The organism is Kocuria arenosa (assembly GCF_042879215.1).
Lineage (GTDB): Bacteria > Actinomycetota > Actinomycetes > Actinomycetales > Micrococcaceae > Kocuria > Kocuria arenosa.
Genome location: NZ_JBHZTA010000005.1, coordinates 198,230 through 214,000 on the forward strand (window position 1 = coordinate 198,230; position 15,771 = coordinate 214,000).

16 protein-coding genes are annotated in these 15,771 nt (G+C 72.7%); 14 read left to right on the forward strand and 2 right to left on the reverse strand.

Going from position 1 to position 15,771, the window contains the following annotated elements; translation table 11 throughout:
- Positions 1–92: 92 nt before the first annotated feature.
- Genes glf through ACFYE3_RS10780 form a run of 4 tightly spaced genes read left to right on the forward strand, consistent with a single transcriptional unit; the run spans position 93 to position 4,910 of the window.
- Entirely contained in the window at positions 93–1,280 is a 1,188-nt protein-coding gene (gene glf / locus ACFYE3_RS10765; RefSeq protein WP_387608899.1) for a UDP-galactopyranose mutase, read from the forward strand.
- Positions 1,277–3,280, forward strand: coding sequence for a glycosyltransferase (locus tag ACFYE3_RS10770; protein WP_387608901.1), 2,004 nt, complete (start codon positions 1,277–1,279; stop codon positions 3,278–3,280). Before glf ends, ACFYE3_RS10770 begins: the two co-directional genes overlap by 4 nt.
- The gene (locus ACFYE3_RS10775) at positions 3,280–4,140 is read left to right on the forward strand and encodes an ABC transporter permease (protein WP_387608904.1); all 861 of its coding nucleotides are present in this window, start codon (positions 3,280–3,282) and stop codon (positions 4,138–4,140) included. The genes ACFYE3_RS10770 and ACFYE3_RS10775 overlap by 1 nt, the downstream gene beginning before the upstream one ends.
- A 2-nt stretch (positions 4,141–4,142) precedes the next feature.
- On the forward strand, positions 4,143–4,910 hold the full coding sequence (locus ACFYE3_RS10780; protein ID WP_387608905.1) for an ABC transporter ATP-binding protein: 768 nt from the start codon (positions 4,143–4,145) through the stop codon (positions 4,908–4,910).
- A 91-nt stretch (positions 4,911–5,001) separates the two neighbouring features.
- Here the strand turns inward: ACFYE3_RS10780 and ACFYE3_RS10785 are convergent, their stop codons facing one another.
- Positions 5,002–7,053 (reverse strand): DUF6541 family protein, encoded by a 2,052-nt coding sequence (locus ACFYE3_RS10785; RefSeq protein WP_387608907.1) that lies wholly within the window; start codon positions 7,051–7,053, stop codon positions 5,002–5,004.
- Between the two features lie 143 nt (positions 7,054–7,196).
- Between ACFYE3_RS10785 and ACFYE3_RS10790 the strand changes: the two genes are divergently transcribed.
- Together ACFYE3_RS10790 and ACFYE3_RS10795 are read left to right on the forward strand one after the other, a co-directional pair.
- The gene (locus tag ACFYE3_RS10790) at positions 7,197–7,862 is read left to right on the forward strand and encodes a glycosyltransferase family 2 protein (protein WP_368820243.1); all 666 of its coding nucleotides are present in this window, start codon (positions 7,197–7,199) and stop codon (positions 7,860–7,862) included.
- A 40-nt stretch (positions 7,863–7,902) separates the two neighbouring features.
- Positions 7,903–8,319 (forward strand): DUF2304 domain-containing protein, encoded by a 417-nt coding sequence (locus ACFYE3_RS10795; RefSeq protein WP_387608910.1) that lies wholly within the window; start codon positions 7,903–7,905, stop codon positions 8,317–8,319.
- A 15-nt stretch (positions 8,320–8,334) separates the two neighbouring features.
- Here the strand turns inward: ACFYE3_RS10795 and ACFYE3_RS10800 are convergent, their stop codons facing one another.
- Positions 8,335–9,273, reverse strand: coding sequence for a glycerophosphodiester phosphodiesterase (locus tag ACFYE3_RS10800; protein WP_387608913.1), 939 nt, complete (start codon positions 9,271–9,273; stop codon positions 8,335–8,337).
- Between the two features lie 353 nt (positions 9,274–9,626).
- Here ACFYE3_RS10800 and ACFYE3_RS10805 point away from each other — a divergent pair, with 353 nt between their 5' ends.
- The 8 genes from ACFYE3_RS10805 (at position 9,627) to ACFYE3_RS10840 (ending at position 15,583) form a co-directional block, all read left to right on the forward strand.
- Positions 9,627–10,889, forward strand: a complete 1,263-nt coding sequence (locus tag ACFYE3_RS10805) for a CpaF family protein (RefSeq protein WP_387608916.1) — start codon at positions 9,627–9,629, stop codon at positions 10,887–10,889.
- Entirely contained in the window at positions 10,886–11,743 is an 858-nt protein-coding gene (locus tag ACFYE3_RS10810) for a type II secretion system F family protein (protein ID WP_387608918.1), read from the forward strand. The genes ACFYE3_RS10805 and ACFYE3_RS10810 overlap by 4 nt, the downstream gene beginning before the upstream one ends.
- A complete protein-coding gene (locus ACFYE3_RS10815) occupies positions 11,740–12,684 on the forward strand; it encodes a type II secretion system F family protein (RefSeq protein WP_387608921.1) in 945 nt (314 codons plus the stop codon). Before ACFYE3_RS10810 ends, ACFYE3_RS10815 begins: the two co-directional genes overlap by 4 nt.
- Before the next feature lie 53 nt (positions 12,685–12,737).
- The gene (locus ACFYE3_RS10820) at positions 12,738–12,962 is read left to right on the forward strand and encodes a hypothetical protein (protein ID WP_387608924.1); all 225 of its coding nucleotides are present in this window, start codon (positions 12,738–12,740) and stop codon (positions 12,960–12,962) included.
- A 2-nt stretch (positions 12,963–12,964) separates the two neighbouring features.
- Entirely contained in the window at positions 12,965–13,372 is a 408-nt protein-coding gene (locus ACFYE3_RS10825; RefSeq protein WP_387608926.1) for a TadE family protein, read from the forward strand.
- A complete protein-coding gene (locus ACFYE3_RS10830; RefSeq protein WP_387608928.1) occupies positions 13,353–13,808 on the forward strand; it encodes a hypothetical protein in 456 nt (151 codons plus the stop codon). The genes ACFYE3_RS10825 and ACFYE3_RS10830 overlap by 20 nt, the downstream gene beginning before the upstream one ends.
- Entirely contained in the window at positions 13,805–14,338 is a 534-nt protein-coding gene (locus tag ACFYE3_RS10835; protein ID WP_387608931.1) for a pilus assembly protein TadG-related protein, read from the forward strand. The genes ACFYE3_RS10830 and ACFYE3_RS10835 overlap by 4 nt, the downstream gene beginning before the upstream one ends.
- Positions 14,339–14,737: 399 nt before the next feature.
- Positions 14,738–15,583, forward strand: coding sequence for a LamG-like jellyroll fold domain-containing protein (locus ACFYE3_RS10840; RefSeq protein ID WP_387608934.1), 846 nt, complete (start codon positions 14,738–14,740; stop codon positions 15,581–15,583).
- Positions 15,584–15,771 lie beyond the last annotated feature (188 nt).

The following is a 15,771-nucleotide window of genomic DNA, read 5'->3' on the forward strand; positions in this document are numbered from 1 at the left end:
GTACGCAGCGCACGCCCGGTGCGCCCGTGCCGCCCCCTCACCGGCCGGACGCCGGCCGGGCCCACCACGACACCAACCCCAGGAGTTAGCCCGTGAACGCAGATCTCGTCGTCGTAGGGTCCGGCCTGTTCGGCCTGACCGTGGCCGAGAGGGCCGCCAACGAGCTGGGCCTCGACGTGGCCATCATCGACCGGCGCCCCCACATCGGGGGCAACGCCTACACGGAGAACGAGCCCCAGACCGGGATCGAGGTGCACCGCTACGGCGCCCATCTGTTCCACACGTCCAACGAGCGGGTCTGGGACTACGTGAACCGGTTCACCGACTTCACGGACTACGTGCACCGCGTCTACACGCGCCACCACGACGAGGTCTTCCCCATGCCGATCAACCTCGGCACCATCAACCAGTTCTTCCGCGCGGCGTACTCCCCGGCCGAGGCCCGGGCGCTGATCCAGGAGCAGGCCGGCGAGCTCGCGGGGACGGACCCCCAGAACCTCAACGACAAGGGCATCCAGCTCATCGGCCGGCCGCTCTACGAGGCGTTCATCAAGCACTACACGGGCAAGCAGTGGCAGACGGACCCCAAGGACCTGCCCGCCTCGATCATCAACCGGCTCCCCGTCCGCTACACCTACGACAACCGGTACTTCAACGACAAGTACGAGGGACTCCCGGTGGACGGCTACACCGCGTGGCTCGAGCGCATGGCGGACCACCCCAAGATCGACGTCCGGCTGGACACCGACTTCTTCGACGAGGGCCACGACTACTCCCGCTCCGCCGTCGCCGGGCAGGTCCCGGTCGTCTACACGGGCCCCGTGGACCGGTACTTCGACTACGCCGAGGGCGACCTCTCGTGGCGGACCATCGACCTGGAGCAGGAGGTCCTGCCCATCGAGGACTTCCAGGGCGCCCCGGTGATCAACTACCCGGACCCAGACGTCCCCTTCACCCGGATCCTGGAGTTCCGCCACTTCTACCCGCAGCGCGACTACACCACGGACGCCACGGTGATCATGCGGGAGTTCTCCCGCTTCGCGGAGAAGGGCGACGAGCCGTACTACCCGGTCAACACCTCGGTGGACCGCGAGAAGCTGCTGAAGTACCGCGACCTCGCCCGCGGCGAGGACGACGTCCTGTTCGGCGGCCGCCTCGGCACCTACAAGTACCTGGACATGCACATGGCCATCGGGGCCGCGCTGTCCATGGTCGACAACAAGCTCACGCCCCACTTCACCGGCGGGGCCACCATCGAGAGCGGGGGAGTGGACGCGTGACCGCGACGACCCAGGACACCGAACGGACCGGCACCGAGGGCACCGCCCACCGGGTGCTGCAGGAGCTCGTCTTCCCGGCCAAGGACCGTTTCCCGACCCAGCCCCTCTACCTGGACTCCCGGGCGGACACGGGCACCGCCGCCCAGCAGGAGGACACGAAGGAGCAGCGGCCCCAGATCGTGGTCAACGTGGCCTCCGACGCCGGCGCCGCCGGCGGCGCGGCGATCCTCGGCCGCACGTCCGTGCGCGTACCGGCCCGGAGCACCGTGTCCTTCGCCACGTACTTCAACGCGTTCCCGGCCAGCTACTGGCGGCACAACACCCATCTGCGCGAGGTCGTGCTGCGGGTGCGCACCACCGGCCGCGGCTCGGTGAACGTGCACAGCTCCAACGCGCGCGGCGAGTCCGTGCCCGTCTCGGTGCACGAGGTCTCCGGCGCCGACCGGCTGACCGAGGTCGTGCTGCCGCTGACGGCCTTCGCCGACGGCGGGTGGTACTGGTTCGACGCCACCGCGGGGGACCAGGAGCTCGAGGTGCTGGGCGCCCAGTGGCTGGGCGACGGCACGGGCACCACGGAGGGGTCCGTCACCCTCCAGATCACGACCATGAACAAGCCCTCCTACTGCCTGACCAACGCCCGCCTCCTGGACGAGCAGCGCGACCAGCTGCCACAGGTCGCGCAGGTCGTGATCGTGGACCAGGGCAACCAGAAGGTCGTCGACGAGCCGGGCTTCGCGGACGTCCAGGCGCGCTTCGGCGACCGCCTGCGCGTCATCGATCAGGGCAACCTGGGCGGGGCCGGCGGCTTCGCCCGCGGCATGTACGAGGCCGTCCGCGCCGACAGCACCTACGTGCTGCTCATGGACGACGACGTCGAGATCGAGCCGGAGGCCGTGCGCCGGATCAGCGTCTTCGCCGACTTCTGCAAGCGGCCCACGCTGGTCGGCGGGCACATGATCGACCTGCTCAACCCGACGAAGATCCACAACTTCGGCGAGGCCATGGACCCGTACAGCTTCCAGTACGGCCCCGCCGGCGAGGGCGTGGAGATCGGCCACGACTTCCGGCGCAGCAACCTGCGCAGCACGGCGTGGATGCACCGCCGCATCGAGGTGGACTACAACGCGTGGTGGATGTGCCTGATCCCCACCCGGGTGATCCGCGAGATCGGCCTGGCGCTGCCCGTGTTCATCAAGTGGGACGACGTCGAGTACGGCATCCGCGCCAAGGCGGCCGGCTACCGCACCGTGTCCCTCCCCGGTGTGGCCGTGTGGCACCTGGCCTGGGCGGACAAGGACGACACCATCAGCTGGCAGGCGTACTTCCACAAGCGCAACCAGCTCGTGGCGGCCCTGCTGCACTCCCCGTTCGACCGCGGCGGCGAGGTGCTCGGGCGCAACGGGATCAAGGACCTGCGGCACCTGCTGTCCATGCAGTACTTCGCGGAGGAGGCCCGGGTCCTGGCGCTCCGGGACGTCCTGGCCGGCCCGGAGACCCTGCACGAGCTGCTGCCCCAGCGGATCCGCGACGTGCGCCGGATGATGACCCAGCACTCCGACGCCGTCTACCAGCCGGACCTGGACGCGTACCCCACGGTCGCGTCGGCCAAGCCCGTCCGGACGCGCCGGCTCTCCGCCCCGCACGGGCTGAAGGTGCTCACCTCCGCGAGCACCGCCGTGGTGCGCCACCTCGCCGTGCGCCCGCAGGAGCAGGCCGAGCAGCACCCGCAGGTGCACCTGCCCTACCAGGACGCCCGGTGGTGGCGCCTCGCCCGCTACGACAGCGCCCTGGTCTCCGCCTCGGACGGCACCGGCTACACCTGGTACAAGCGCTCGCCCAAGGAGGCCCGCGCCCTGATGGCGGAGTCCCTGCGGCTGCACGCCAAGCTGGCCCTGCGCTGGCCGGAGCTGTCCCGCCGCTACCGCGCCGCGCTGCCGGAGGTGACCTCCATGGAGGCCTGGGAGGCGACCTTCCGCGAGCACTCGGAGATCGGCGCCTGATGCCGGCTGCCACGGTCGTCCGGAGACCGTCCCCCGGGACGGGGCTGCCGGCGGTGTTCCGCCAGCGCTACCTGCTGAAGCTGCTCGTCGACAAGGAGCTGCAGATCCGCTACCGGGGCACGGTCCTCGGGCTGCTGTGGTCCTACGTCAAGCCGGGGATCCAGTTCGTGGTCTTCTACGTGGCGCTGGGCATCTTCCTGGGCCTGGAGCGGGGGATGGAGAACTACGCCGTGTACCTGTTCTCCGGGATCATCCTGATCAACTTCTTCTCGGAGTCCTTCGGCAACGCGGCGCGCTCGATCGTGGCCAACGCGAGCCTGATCAAGAAGATCTACCTGCCCCGGCAGATGTTCCCGGTGGCGTCCGTGTGGGTGGCCGGGGTGCACCTCATGCCGCAGCTGGTCGTCATGCTCCTGGCCGCCCTGATCGTGGGCTGGTCGCCCACGTGGATCTCTCTGCTGGCCGTGCCCGCGGCGCTGCTGATCGTGGGTCTGCTGGGGGCCGGGCTGGGCATGCTCTTCGGCGCGGCGAACGTGTTCTTCCGCGACGCCGAGAACTTCGTGGACCTGATCGTCATGGTCAGCACGTGGTCCGCCCCGGTGCTCTACGCGTGGACGATGGTCCGCGACGTGCTGGGCCCGGTGTGGTTCGCCGGGTTCATGCTCAACCCCCTGACCGTGGCCGTGGAGCTCTCGCACGCGGCGTTCTGGCTGCCGACCACCACCCCCGGCGCCCACGAGGTGCCGCCCCACCTGTTCTCCCTCTGGACGCCGGTGGCGCTGCTCGTGGTCACGGTCATCATGTTCCTGGGCGACCTGATGTTCCGTCGCCTCGAGGGCCGATTCGCGCAGGAGCTGTGACGATGAGCACCGACCGCACCGCCCCGCCGGCCGAGCCCGCCGTGGTGGCCGAGCACCTGGCCAAGGAGTTCTCGCTCCGCCACGCCCGCTCCCTCAAGGAGACGGTGATGTGGCTCGCGCGGGGACGGCGCCAGGACATCTCCAACCGCTTCCGCGCCCTGGAGGACCTCAGTCTCAGCATCGAGCCGGGTGAGAGCGTGGCGCTCGTGGGGCTCAACGGCTCCGGCAAGTCCACGTTCCTCAAGCTGGTCTCCGGCGTGATGAGCCCCGACGGGGGCTCGCTCACGGTCAACGGGCGCGTGGCCGGGCTGATCGAGGTGGGCGCGGGCTTCCACCCCGACCTCACGGGCCGCGACAACGTGTACCTCAACGGCGCGATCCTCGGGATGGCCAAGGAGGACATCGACCGGAAGTTCGACCAGATCGTGGCGTTCTCCGAGATCGAGCAGTTCATCGACACCGAGGTGAAGTTCTACTCGTCCGGCATGTACCTGCGCCTGGCGTTCGCCGTGGCGGTGTTCACCGACCCGGACATCTTCATCATCGACGAGATCCTCTCGGTCGGCGACGAGCCCTTCCAGCGCAAGAGCCTGGGCCGGGTCAAGGAGCTCTCGGCGGAGGGCAAGACGCTGCTGGTCGTCAGCCACGACTTCGACGTGGTCCGAAAGGTCTGCGACCGCGGGGTGTGGATCGAGCACGGCCGGGTCCGCAGCGACGGTCCCATCGACGAGGTGATCGAGCAGTTCCGCGCCGCGGAGAACGCCGGCTGACGTTCTCCCACCCGGACGACGACGGGCCGCCCGGCTCCACCAGGAGCCGGGCGGCCCGTCGTGCGTCGGGGGCCGGGGGCCCACCGCGGGATCAGGGGCCGTCGCAGCCGACGATCTCGTAGAGCGCCGCCTCCCCGTTGCGCTCGACCAGCGCCAGGTTCAGGTCGACGGCCGGGTCCACGGCGTTGACCCCGGTGTAGGCGAGGGCGGCCGGGTTGTCCGGGATGATGAACTGGGTCCCGAAGTCCAGGACGTAGCGGACGTCGAGCTCGTCCGCGGCCTCGCACGCGGGACTGCCGGGGGCGGCCGTGTCGATGCCCGTCACGACCTCCCGCACCTGCGGATCCGGCGTCCCCACGTGGTACTGGGTCACGGGCCGCTCGGCGACCGCGAACGCCAGGGAGCCGCCGTTCCACGGGTTGACGGCGATGACGTCCTCAGGGTCCGTGAGCTCGTCGAGGCCCTCCAGGAACTCGTACTCCTCCTGGGTCAGTACGCTCTCGGGGCCCTCCCACGCGTAGTACTGCTTGCCCCACCTCGTGGCCTGGGTGAGGGACTCGACCTGGGAGTACGGCACCGCGAGCGCCAGCACCACGACCGCCGCGACGGGGTAGCCGGCGAGGCCCGCCCGGGGCCGGCCGGCGAACGAGGCGAGGGCGGCGGCACCGGTGGCCAGTCCGTCCACCACGTGCACGGCGCCGAGGGCGGCGAGGGGGATGGCGGTCAGCGGCAGGGTGGCCGCCAGGCGGTAGGAGTCCACGTACCACCCCCCGGTCAGCCACTCCCGCCAGGGGCCCTCCTCACCGCCGGCGGAGACCGCGTACAGGAGCACGAGCGACAGGTGGCCCAGCACGAGCCAGCGCAGCCGGCGGCGGCTGATCGCGGCGTAGACCCCCGCCGTGGTCAGGACCACGAGCACCCAGGGGACGTCGTCGCGGCCGTTGGACGTGAACATGACGGCCTCGCCCACACCCCGGCCGAAGGACGTGAAGGGGTCCCAGGCGCGGTCCGTGGTCAGGACGTTCCACAGGAGCAGCCACGCCGTGACCACGACCGCCGCCACCGCCACCATCCCGAGAGCGGGACCGCGGCGCCGGGCGCCCGCGGCGGCCCGCAGGCCGAGCCACCACGCCGTGGCCGCCAGGGGGACCGCGACCACGAGCAGGGCCAGGAACGCGTTGGGCTGGGAGACGAACAGCGCGCCGAGGGTGACCACCAGGCTGGTGGCCAGCCGGACCCGGCCGGCCGCGTCCGGGGTGCGGGCCGTCGGGTCCGCGGTCACGCCGGGGCCGAGCAGCCGCACGAGCAGGCCGAGGGACACGGGGGCGAGCGCCAGGGCGAGGATGTTCGGAAACAGGGGGCCCCAGGCCATCAGGCCGAACGGGAAGACGCTGAACCCGGCGGCGGCCGTGCCGGCGACCACGGCCGCCACCGGGGACGGGCCGATCAGGCAGCGGACCAGGAAGATGCACGAGGCGGGCCAGACGAGCCCCGCCACCGCGAGCAGCGTCAGGTTGTGGGCGACGAGCACGCTGTCGCCGGTCAGGGGCACGGCGAGGGACGCCAGCTGGTGCCATGCCGCGGGGTAGAGGGCGATGGTGCTCTCCGGGTTCACCATCCGGTTCAGGGTCAGGGTCGAGCCGTTGCCGGTCTCCACGACGTAGCGGATGGCGTTGAGGTGGAAGATGTTGTCCCAGCGCTGGGCCATCGCCTCCGGGTGGCCGATCACGGACGCCATCCGGTGCACCAGGAGCACTGCCCCGATCGCCAGCGCGGCGGCCGCGCCCGCCGGGAACAGCCAGCGGCGCCCCTCGCCGAAGCGAGCCTCCGGGTCCGCCGGGTCCGCCCCGGCGGCGTGCGAGCCGGGCACGTGGCCGCCCCGGGGGAGCAGCCGGCCGACCAGCCACGCCAGCGCCGTCAGCACCGCGGCGGCGACCACCTGGGCGAGCGCGCCGTAGGGGATGCCCGCCAGGTCCAGGACCACGCCCGTGAGCCCGACGACGGCGACGCTGAAGACCGGTGCCGTCAGCAGGATCCGGCCCCCGCGCTGACCGAAGGCCCACAGCAGGGCCAGCCCGGGCAGCCACAGGAACGCCAGGAGGACCAGGAACGCCGGCAGATAGGGTCCCCAGTCCGTCAGCACGTCGGTCCTGCGGGGCTCTGTCTGGCAGCGGGCACGGTCTTGTCCTCACGACGGGGGGAAGGGTCGGGTCGATCATATCGGCCGACCAGGGCGCGGTCGGCGACCTGACGGGCGGGCCCGGCGCGCTGTGCGAGAATGTCCGGGTGAGTCGTTCGTGGATCGTCATGCCCGTGTACAACGAGGCGGCCGTCGTGGGAGAGGTGCTGAAGGAGCTCCGGAAGACCTTCCCGCACGTCGTCTGCGTCGACGACGGATCCTCCGACGACTCGGCCCGGATCTGCGCCGAGGCCGGCGCCGTCGTCGTCCAGCACCCCATCAACCTGGGGCAGGGCGCGGCGCTGCAGACCGGCTTCGAGTACGCCCTGCAGGACCCCGGGATGGACTGCGTGGTGACCTTCGACTCCGACGGCCAGCACCGCGTGGTGGACGCGTGGGACATGGTCGAGCGGATCCGCTCGGGCGAGGCCGAGGTCGTGCTCGGCTCCCGCTTCCTCGACCGGCGCACCCGGATCTCCCCGCTCAAGCGGATCGTGCTGCGGACCGCCGCGTTCTTCTCGAAGCTGTCCACCGGCATGGACCTCTCCGACGCCCACAACGGGCTGCGCGCCCTCGACCGGGGCACCCTGTCCCGGATCCGGCTGACCCAGAACCGGATGGCGCACGCCTCGGAGATCGTCAACCAGCTCGCCGACATCCGGCCCCGCTGGGTCGAGCACCCGGTCGAGATCATCTACACGGACTACTCGAAGTCCAAGGGGCAGTCGCTGCTCAACGGCGTGAACATCCTCGCCGAGCTGTTCGTCAAGTAGTCCGCACCCGGTACGCACCGTCGAAGGGAAGAGCCGTCCGATGATCTACGCCGTCCAGATCCTGCTGGTCCTGGCCGTGGGCTACGGCGCGCTCGCCCTGATCCGCGGCGGGGCCAACGCCAAGCACCAGGCGATCCGCCGCGTGGTGGGCCTGGCCTTCTTCGTCTTCGCGGCGCTGTCCATCTTCTTCCCCGACCTGCTCACGGGCGTCGCCCACGTCTTCGGGATCGGGCGGGGCACGGACCTCGTCCTGTACGGCTTCGTGGTGATCTTCATGATCACCCAGGCCACCTCCGCGCTGCGCAACCGCCAGCAGGAGGTCAACGTGACCCGGCTGGCCCGGCACATCGCCGTCGCCGAGGCGGAGCGGCCCTGGGCGCCGACCCCGGAGCACGCCGAGCGGCCCTCGGTGCGGCACTTCGCGCAGACCTCCCCGGCGGCGCGCCCCGCGTCCTGACCGTCCCGGCGCGGGTCAGGCCTCCCGGACCACCCGGGACAGCAGGTCGGGCCGGTCCGTCATGACGCCGTCCACGCCCCACTCGAGCAGGCGGCGCATGTCGTCCTCCCGGTCGATCGTCCACACGTCGACCCGCAGGCCGGCCTGCTGGGCGGCCCGCAGCAGCCCGGGCGTGAGCACGCGCAGCCCCATCAGGGTGTCGGGCGGCTGCAGGCCCTGGAACGGGAACGTGTAGTGGTGGTGCCGGCCCAGCAGGCACAGCAGCCGGAAGGCCGCGAACTCCGTGAGGGCGGCCGCCGTGGGGACGGTTCCGCCCGAGACCTGGCGGAACCGGCGGATCGAGGCCGTGCGGTTCGTCGCGACGAGCGTGCGCCGCTGGGCGCCCGCCGCCCGGATGGTCCGCCAGACGATCTCCTCGGCGCCGGGACGGTTGCCCTTGAGCTCGATCGCCACGCGGTGCTCGGGGAACGCCTCGTAGACCTCGGCGAGCGTGGGGACGTGCACCCCGCGCCCTCGCCACGGGAAGGTCCCGCCGTCGCGGGTGAACGCGTGCCCGGCGTCCAGGCGCTGGAGCTCCGCGGTGGACATCAGCGCGACGGCTCCGGTCCCGTCCGTCGTGCGGTCCACCGTGAGGTCGTGCATCAGCACGGCCGTGCCGTCGGCGGAGGCCTGCACGTCGAGCTCAAGCACGACGTCCCCGAGGGCCTCGGCCGCCCGGAACGCCTCGAGGGTGTTCTCCGGGGCGACCTCGGCGCCACCCCGGTGCGCGAAGGTGGCCGGCCAGTCACGGGGCACGGATGCCCTCGGACCCGGTGACGGGGCCACGAGGTGCCGGCCGAGGGCCGCCCCGACCGCGCTCGTGAGCAGGTTCCCGGTGAAGGGAAGGGCCGCGCGGAGCACCGCCCGGGCCCGGGCGGTGACGTCGGGGCGGGGGCCGTCCTGCTCGGTGGTCATGGGGGTCACAGGGGTCCTTGCGATCGGCGGCGGCGTGCGTGCCACAGGCGGTGCCTTGGCGCTGGCGCCCGGTGGGGAGCGTGTTCGCCCGCCCACACTACGGCCCGGCGGCACGACGCGCACGCCGGCGGAGCGGCGCGGCGTCGCTCCGGGACGGATTTCATGCGCGCGCATCCTGTGACAGTTCATGTGTTTCCGGACGGGAACAACGTCGCAGGTCAGCGACGGCTGTCCACAGGAGGCCGGAACGGGGTTGTGGGGACGACGGCGGATCGGCCTATGTTCCTGTGCATGCGCTCCGGGGGGAGCGCGGCCGGCACGGGTCCCGCGCCGGGCGACGCACAGGGGGACGGATGACGGCACTGCTCTCCGAGGACGCCCTCGGGCTGGTCGAGGCCGAGGTGCGGGAGCTCATCCGGCGCCGTGGCCTGGACCCGGTGCTGGAGCTCGAGCGGACCCGGGAGCTGGTGGACGCCGCGGTGCGCGACTACGACCAGCGCTCGGCGCGCGGGGTGCTGCCGGCCCTGGCAGACCTGGACGCCGCCCGCCGGGTGCTGCTGGACCTGGTCGCCGGGTTCGGCCCGCTGCAGCCGCTGCTCGACGACCCTCGGATCGAGGAGATCTGGATCAACGGTCCGGCGGAGGTCTACGCCGCCCGCGGCGGGGAGTCCGAGCTGATGAGCCTCGTGCTGACCGAGGCCCAGATCCGCAACCTGGTGGAGCGCATGCTCAAGTCCTCCGGCCGCCGCCTGGACCTGTCCTCCCCGTTCGTGGACGCGACGCTCCCGGACGGCTCCCGGCTGCACGTGGTGATCCCCGACGTGACGCGCCGGCACTGGGCCGTGAACATCCGCAAGTTCGTGGCCCGGGCACGGCGGCTGGACGACCTCGTGGAGCTGGGCTCCCTGCCACCGCGCGCGGCACGCTTCCTGGACGCGGCCGTGGCCAGCGGGCTCAACATCCTTGTCTCGGGTGCTACGCAGGCCGGCAAGACGACGCTGCTCAACTGTCTGTGCGCCTCGATCGGGCCCCGGGAGCGGGTGGTGACGGTGGAGGAGATCTTCGAGCTGCAGGTCCCGCTGCGCGACGTCGTGGGGATGCAGTGCCGTCAGCCCAATCTCGAGGGCACGGGCGAGATCCCCCTGCGACGGCTCGTCAAGGAGGCGCTGCGGATGCGCCCGGACCGGCTCGTGGTCGGGGAGGTCCGGGAGGCGGAGAGCCTGGACATGCTCATCGCGCTGAACAGCGGCTTGCCGGGGATGTGCAGCCTGCACGCCAACTCCGCCCGGGACGCCGTGACCAAAATCTGCACCCTGCCGCTGCTGGCGGGGGAGAACATCAGCTCCGGTTTCGTGGTGCCCACGGTGGCGTCGTGCTTCGACCTCGTGGTGCACTGCCACCGCGACCGGCACGGCGGCCGCCGGGTGAGCGAGATCCTCGCGATCGGAAACCGGGTGGAGAACGGCGTGATCGAGACGTACCCGGTCTTCGCCGAGGTGGACGGCGCCCTGCTGGCGGTGGCGGCCGAGGCGCCGGCGGCGTGGAAGTTCGAGCGTGCCGGGCACCGGGTGAGCGACCTGCTGGCGGACGACGGCCCGGGCGGAGCAGCGCGGTGAGCGCGGCGCTGGGCGTGCTGCTGGGAGCCGGCGTGTTCCTGATCTGGTGGTCCTGCTGGGCCGAGGAGGCGCCGCGCCCGGTGGGCGCGCGCAGGCCCGGCCGGCTGCGCGAGCTGCTGCTGCGCGCGGATCTGCCCCGGGTCGGCCCGGGGGGACTGCTGGCCGCCTGCGCCGCGGCCGGGACACTGAGCGGACTGCTCGTCGCAGCGGTCACCGGCGCGTCCGTCCTCGGCCTGTGCGCCGGCGTGCTGGGCGGCTGGGTTCCCCTCGCCGTGGTCCAGCACCGGGCACGGCGCCGGGCGGCCGCCCTGCGCGAGGTGTGGCCCGACGTCGTCGACCACCTGCGCTCGGCGATCCGGGCCGGGATGTCCCTGCCCGAGGCGCTCATCCAGCTGCAGTACCGCGGACCCGAGCCGGTGCGACCGGCCTTCGCCCGGTTCGCCGCCGACTACCGCGCCTCCGGGCAGCTGCAGGGCGCACTCACCCTGCTCAAGGACCGGCTGGCCGACCCCGTGGCCGACAACATCGTCGAGGCGCTGCGGGTGACCCGCGAGGTCGGCGGCACCGACCTCGGCCGGCTGCTCGGGACGCTCTCGGAGTTCCTGCGGGAGAACGCCCGCACCCGCGGGGAGCTGGAGGCCCGTCAGTCCTGGACGGTCAACGCCGCCCGCCTGGCGGTGGCAGCACCGTGGATCGTCCTGGCGCTGATGGCCACCCAGCCCGCCGCGATCCGCGCCTACGACACCCCGGCCGGCGCCCTCGTGCTGATCGGCGGGCTGCTCGTCTCCGCGACCGCCTACCGCCTCATGCTGCGGATCGGGGCGCTGCCCGAGCCCGAGCGGGTGCTGCGGTGAGTGCTTCCCCCGCCCTGCTGGTGCTCCTCGCCCTGGTGCACGCCGCCGGGCTGTGGCTGGTGCTCACCGGTGCCCGGGTCACCGGCGGGCCGTCCTTCGCGACACGGATCTCTCCGCAGCTGCGCTCGGTGGAGGTCCAGTCGGCGCTGCTCGCCCGCCCCGGGCACCGCTCGGCCCGGCCCCCCGGGCGGGCGGCGGTGGGACTGGATCCGCTCGTGCGCGGGCTGGCCCACCGCGTGTTCCGGCACGCCGCCCCGTCGGCCGCCCTGGAGAGACGGCTCGTCCGGGCGGGGGTCACCACCACGGCGGCGGACTTCCGCGCCGAGCAGCTCCTGTTCGCGACGGGGGGTCTCCTGCTCGGCGTCCTGCTCGGCACGGCCGCCGCGGCTCGCTGGGGAACGGGCCCGGGCGGGGTGCTGCTGGCCGTGGGCGCGGCCACGGCCGCCGGGCACCTGCTGCGCGGGCACCTGCTGGGCCGGCGGATCCGGGTCCGCGAGGCCCGGATGCTGGCCGAGTTCCCCGCCGTGGCCGAGCTGATGGCGCTGTCGGTCGGCGCGGGGGAGAGCGCGGTGGGTTCGCTCGAGCGGGTGTGCCGGGTCGCCGAGGGGGAGCTCACCGCCGAGTTCCGTGCGGTGCTCGCGCAGACCCGGTCCGGCGCCGGACTCGTGCACGCGCTCCAGGACTTCTCCGCCCGCACCCCGGTGGCCCCGATCGGGCGGTTCGTGGACGGCATCGTCGTGGCCATCGAACGCGGCACGCCCCTGGCGGACGTGCTGCGGGCCCAGGCCCAGGACGTGCGGGACAACGACAAGCGCGAGCTGATGGAGGCCGCCGGGCGCAAGGAGATCGCCATGATGGTCCCCCTCGTGTTCTTCGTGCTGCCGCTGACGGTCGTGTTCGCCGTATACCCCGGGCTCGCCGTGCTCGAGCTCGGCTTCTGACCTCTCACCCGGGCGGCCGGTGACCGGCCGCCCTCCAGGAAAGGACACACCCCATGACACTCCTCCACCGGCTCGCCGCCCTGATCGGCGTGCTCGCCCTGGCACTGTCCTCGCTGCGCGACCGGTTCTCCGCCGGTGATCCCGACCGCGGCGACGTCCCCGGCTGGGTGATGCTGACCCTGATGTCCGCGGTGCTCGTGGCCGGTCTGCTGCTGGTGGCGCAGCCGGCCCTGGAGGGGCTCTTCCAGGACGCGATGGCCCGCGTGAGCCAGAACTGAGGATGCGCGGGAACCGCGCCCGGCCGAGGGCCGGGCCCCACGAGACGGACCGGGGCAGTGCGGTGGTCGAGTACGTGATGGTGGCCGGTCTCGTGGCGATGATCTTCGCGGCCACGCTGCAGCTCGCCCTGGCCCTGCACGTGCGCAACACACTGATCGACGCCGCCGCGGCCGGCGCCCGGTACGGCACCCTGGCTGACCGCTCGCCCGAGGACGGGGTCGAGCGGACCCGCCGGATCGTCTCCGGCGCCCTGGGGCCCCGGTACGCCCAGGACGTCGTCGCGACCCCCGTGACGGTGGGCGAGCTGCGGACCCTCGAGGTCACGGTGGTGTCGCCGCTGCCGGTCGTGGCGCTGTTCGGCCCGCCCGACTCCCTGGAGGTGCGCGGCCATGCCGTCCTCGGCGACTGAGGCGCCCGGAGCGATCGACGGGCGTGCGGACGGTGACGAGGGCAGTGCGGTCGTGGAGTTCGTCGCGCTGGGCACGCTGCTGCTCGTTCCGGTGGTCTACTTCGTGCTCGCGGTGGCCCAGGTCCAGTCCGGGGCCTTCGCGGTCGTGGCCGCCGCGCAGCAGGCCTCCCAGGTGCTGGCCCGCGCCGAGCCCGGGACGCTCTCGGACGCCGGGCTGGGCGCTGCGGCGCAGCTGGCGGCGGCGGACCAGGGTTTCGCCCCCGACCGGCTGGCGATCCGGCTCGAGTGCTCCGACGGCGCCTGCGCGGCGCCCGGTGCGGTGGCCACGGTGCACGCCACCCTGCAGGTCCCGCTGCCGCTGGTGCCCGGGTTCACCGACCTGGACGTCGCCATGCTGACGTCCTCGGCGACGGTCGTGATCGGGCGCTACGGATGAGCGGGCGGACCGCCCGCCCGGACCCGCACCGGGACGAGGGCAGGGATCGGGGCAGGGGCCGGGACGAGGACTGGGACCGGGCCGCGTCCAGGGACCAGGGCCGGGACGACGGCCAGGTCACGATCCTGGTCATCGGCTTCGCGGTCGTGCTGCTCCTGCTGACGGTCGTGGTCATGGGCGTCACCGCCGTCTACGTGGGGGAGCGCAAGCTGCAGGTGCTGGCCGACAACGCCGCGCTCGCCGCGGCCGACACGTTCGTGGCCCTGGATCCGGGGGAGGCCGGCGCCCCGCCCGCCACGGTCCTGGACGACGACGCCGTGGCGGGGGCCGCGGCCGCCTACCTCGACACGGTCCGGGCCTGGTCGGGCACCCCGGGACTGGCGCTGGCCGCACCGACCGGGAGCCCGGACGGGCGGACCGCGGAGGTGACCCTGTCCGCCGTCGTGCACCCGCCGGTGGTCAACCTCCTGGTGTCCGACGGCATCCCGATCACCGCCACGAGCGAGGCCCGCGCCCAGTTGGGGCGATGACGTCACCGCCCCGGTGCCGACGACCCGCTCGTGTGAGCACTCCGGGGGCAGCGTCGCGCGCACGGCGCTCACCCGGGCGTCCGGGCCGGGTCCGGGCGGCGCGCCGGGGACCGTAACCATTGGAGCGCTGTTCGGCGCGATCTCATTGACCGGTCGCCATCGGCGGCGCACGCTGGTGCCGGTGAATGTTCCTCCGGACCGATCCTCAGGATCGCATCGGTCCTTGTGGGGGAGGAGGTGTCGCGACGACGTCCGGTGCGGCCGCACGGCCGGCGCCGCAGTGAGCGGGATGCGCACGACGGGAGCAACCGGTGCGTGCGGTCCCGTCCGACACCACAACGAGGTCTCGACATGAGTACTGTTCGCGCGCGAGGGCGGCGGAGCGCGCCTGTGGAGGGCGTGCTGACGCTGCTGTTCGCGCTGACGCTGGGCATCGCCGGGCTGCCGTCGTCAGGCGCCTTGGGAGAGCCCGGGGACGTCCTCCGGGCCGCGGCCCGCCCGGTCTCCTACGACGACACGGTCACGAAGGACAGACCCGCCGCGTACTGGGCCATGCGCAGTCCCGGTGCAGGCGCGGAGAAGGACCTGGCGGGCAAGCTCCACGGCAGCTACCACGGCAGGCCCCAGCGGACGACCCTGCCGAACGGCGACACGGCCGCGGACTTCGACGGCACCGGTCAGTACCTCGAGGTGCCCGACGCCGCCGCCCTCAGCGCAGCCACCCGTGGCGTGCTCACCATCGAGGCGTGGATGCGCCCCGACACGCTCGACTTCCGGTCCCAGGAGGGGTCGGGGTACGTGCACTGGATGGGCAAGGGCGCGCCGAGGAACCACGAGTACGTGGCGCGGATGTACTCGAAGAGCAACTCCGAGAACCGGCCCAACCGCATCTCCGGCTACGCGTTCAACCCGTCCGGAGGAGAGGGGCCGGGGTCCTACTTCCAGAAGCCCGTGCGCAAGGGGGAGTGGATCCACTACGTGCTCGTCATCAACGCCAAGGACAAGGGCGGGTCGTACCCGAACGGCTACACGAAGATCTACCGGAACGGGCAGCGCATGGACCAGGACGACCTGAAGCACGACGGCACGGTCGTCGTGCCCCGGCGCGGCAGTGCGCCGTTCCGCGTGGGCACCCGGGACTTGAGGTCGTTCTTCGACGGGGCCGTCGGCAAGGTGGCGGTCTACACCAAGGAGCTGCCCGCGGAGCGGATCGAGGAGCACTATCGGGTGATGACCAGGAGATGACGACCGGGGGTCCTCCCGGGTCGGGCGGCGGGCGGCGTTCCGGAGACGGCTGGACGTGACCCGGCCGCCTCCCCGGTTTCTCAGCCGGCGAGAACGTCCCTGGCGCCCACCACCGTGGCGTTCCTACGCTGGCGGGCACCCGGGAGAGCCTCCCGGACGGCGGGGGGAACGACCTGCCGGCCCCGTCG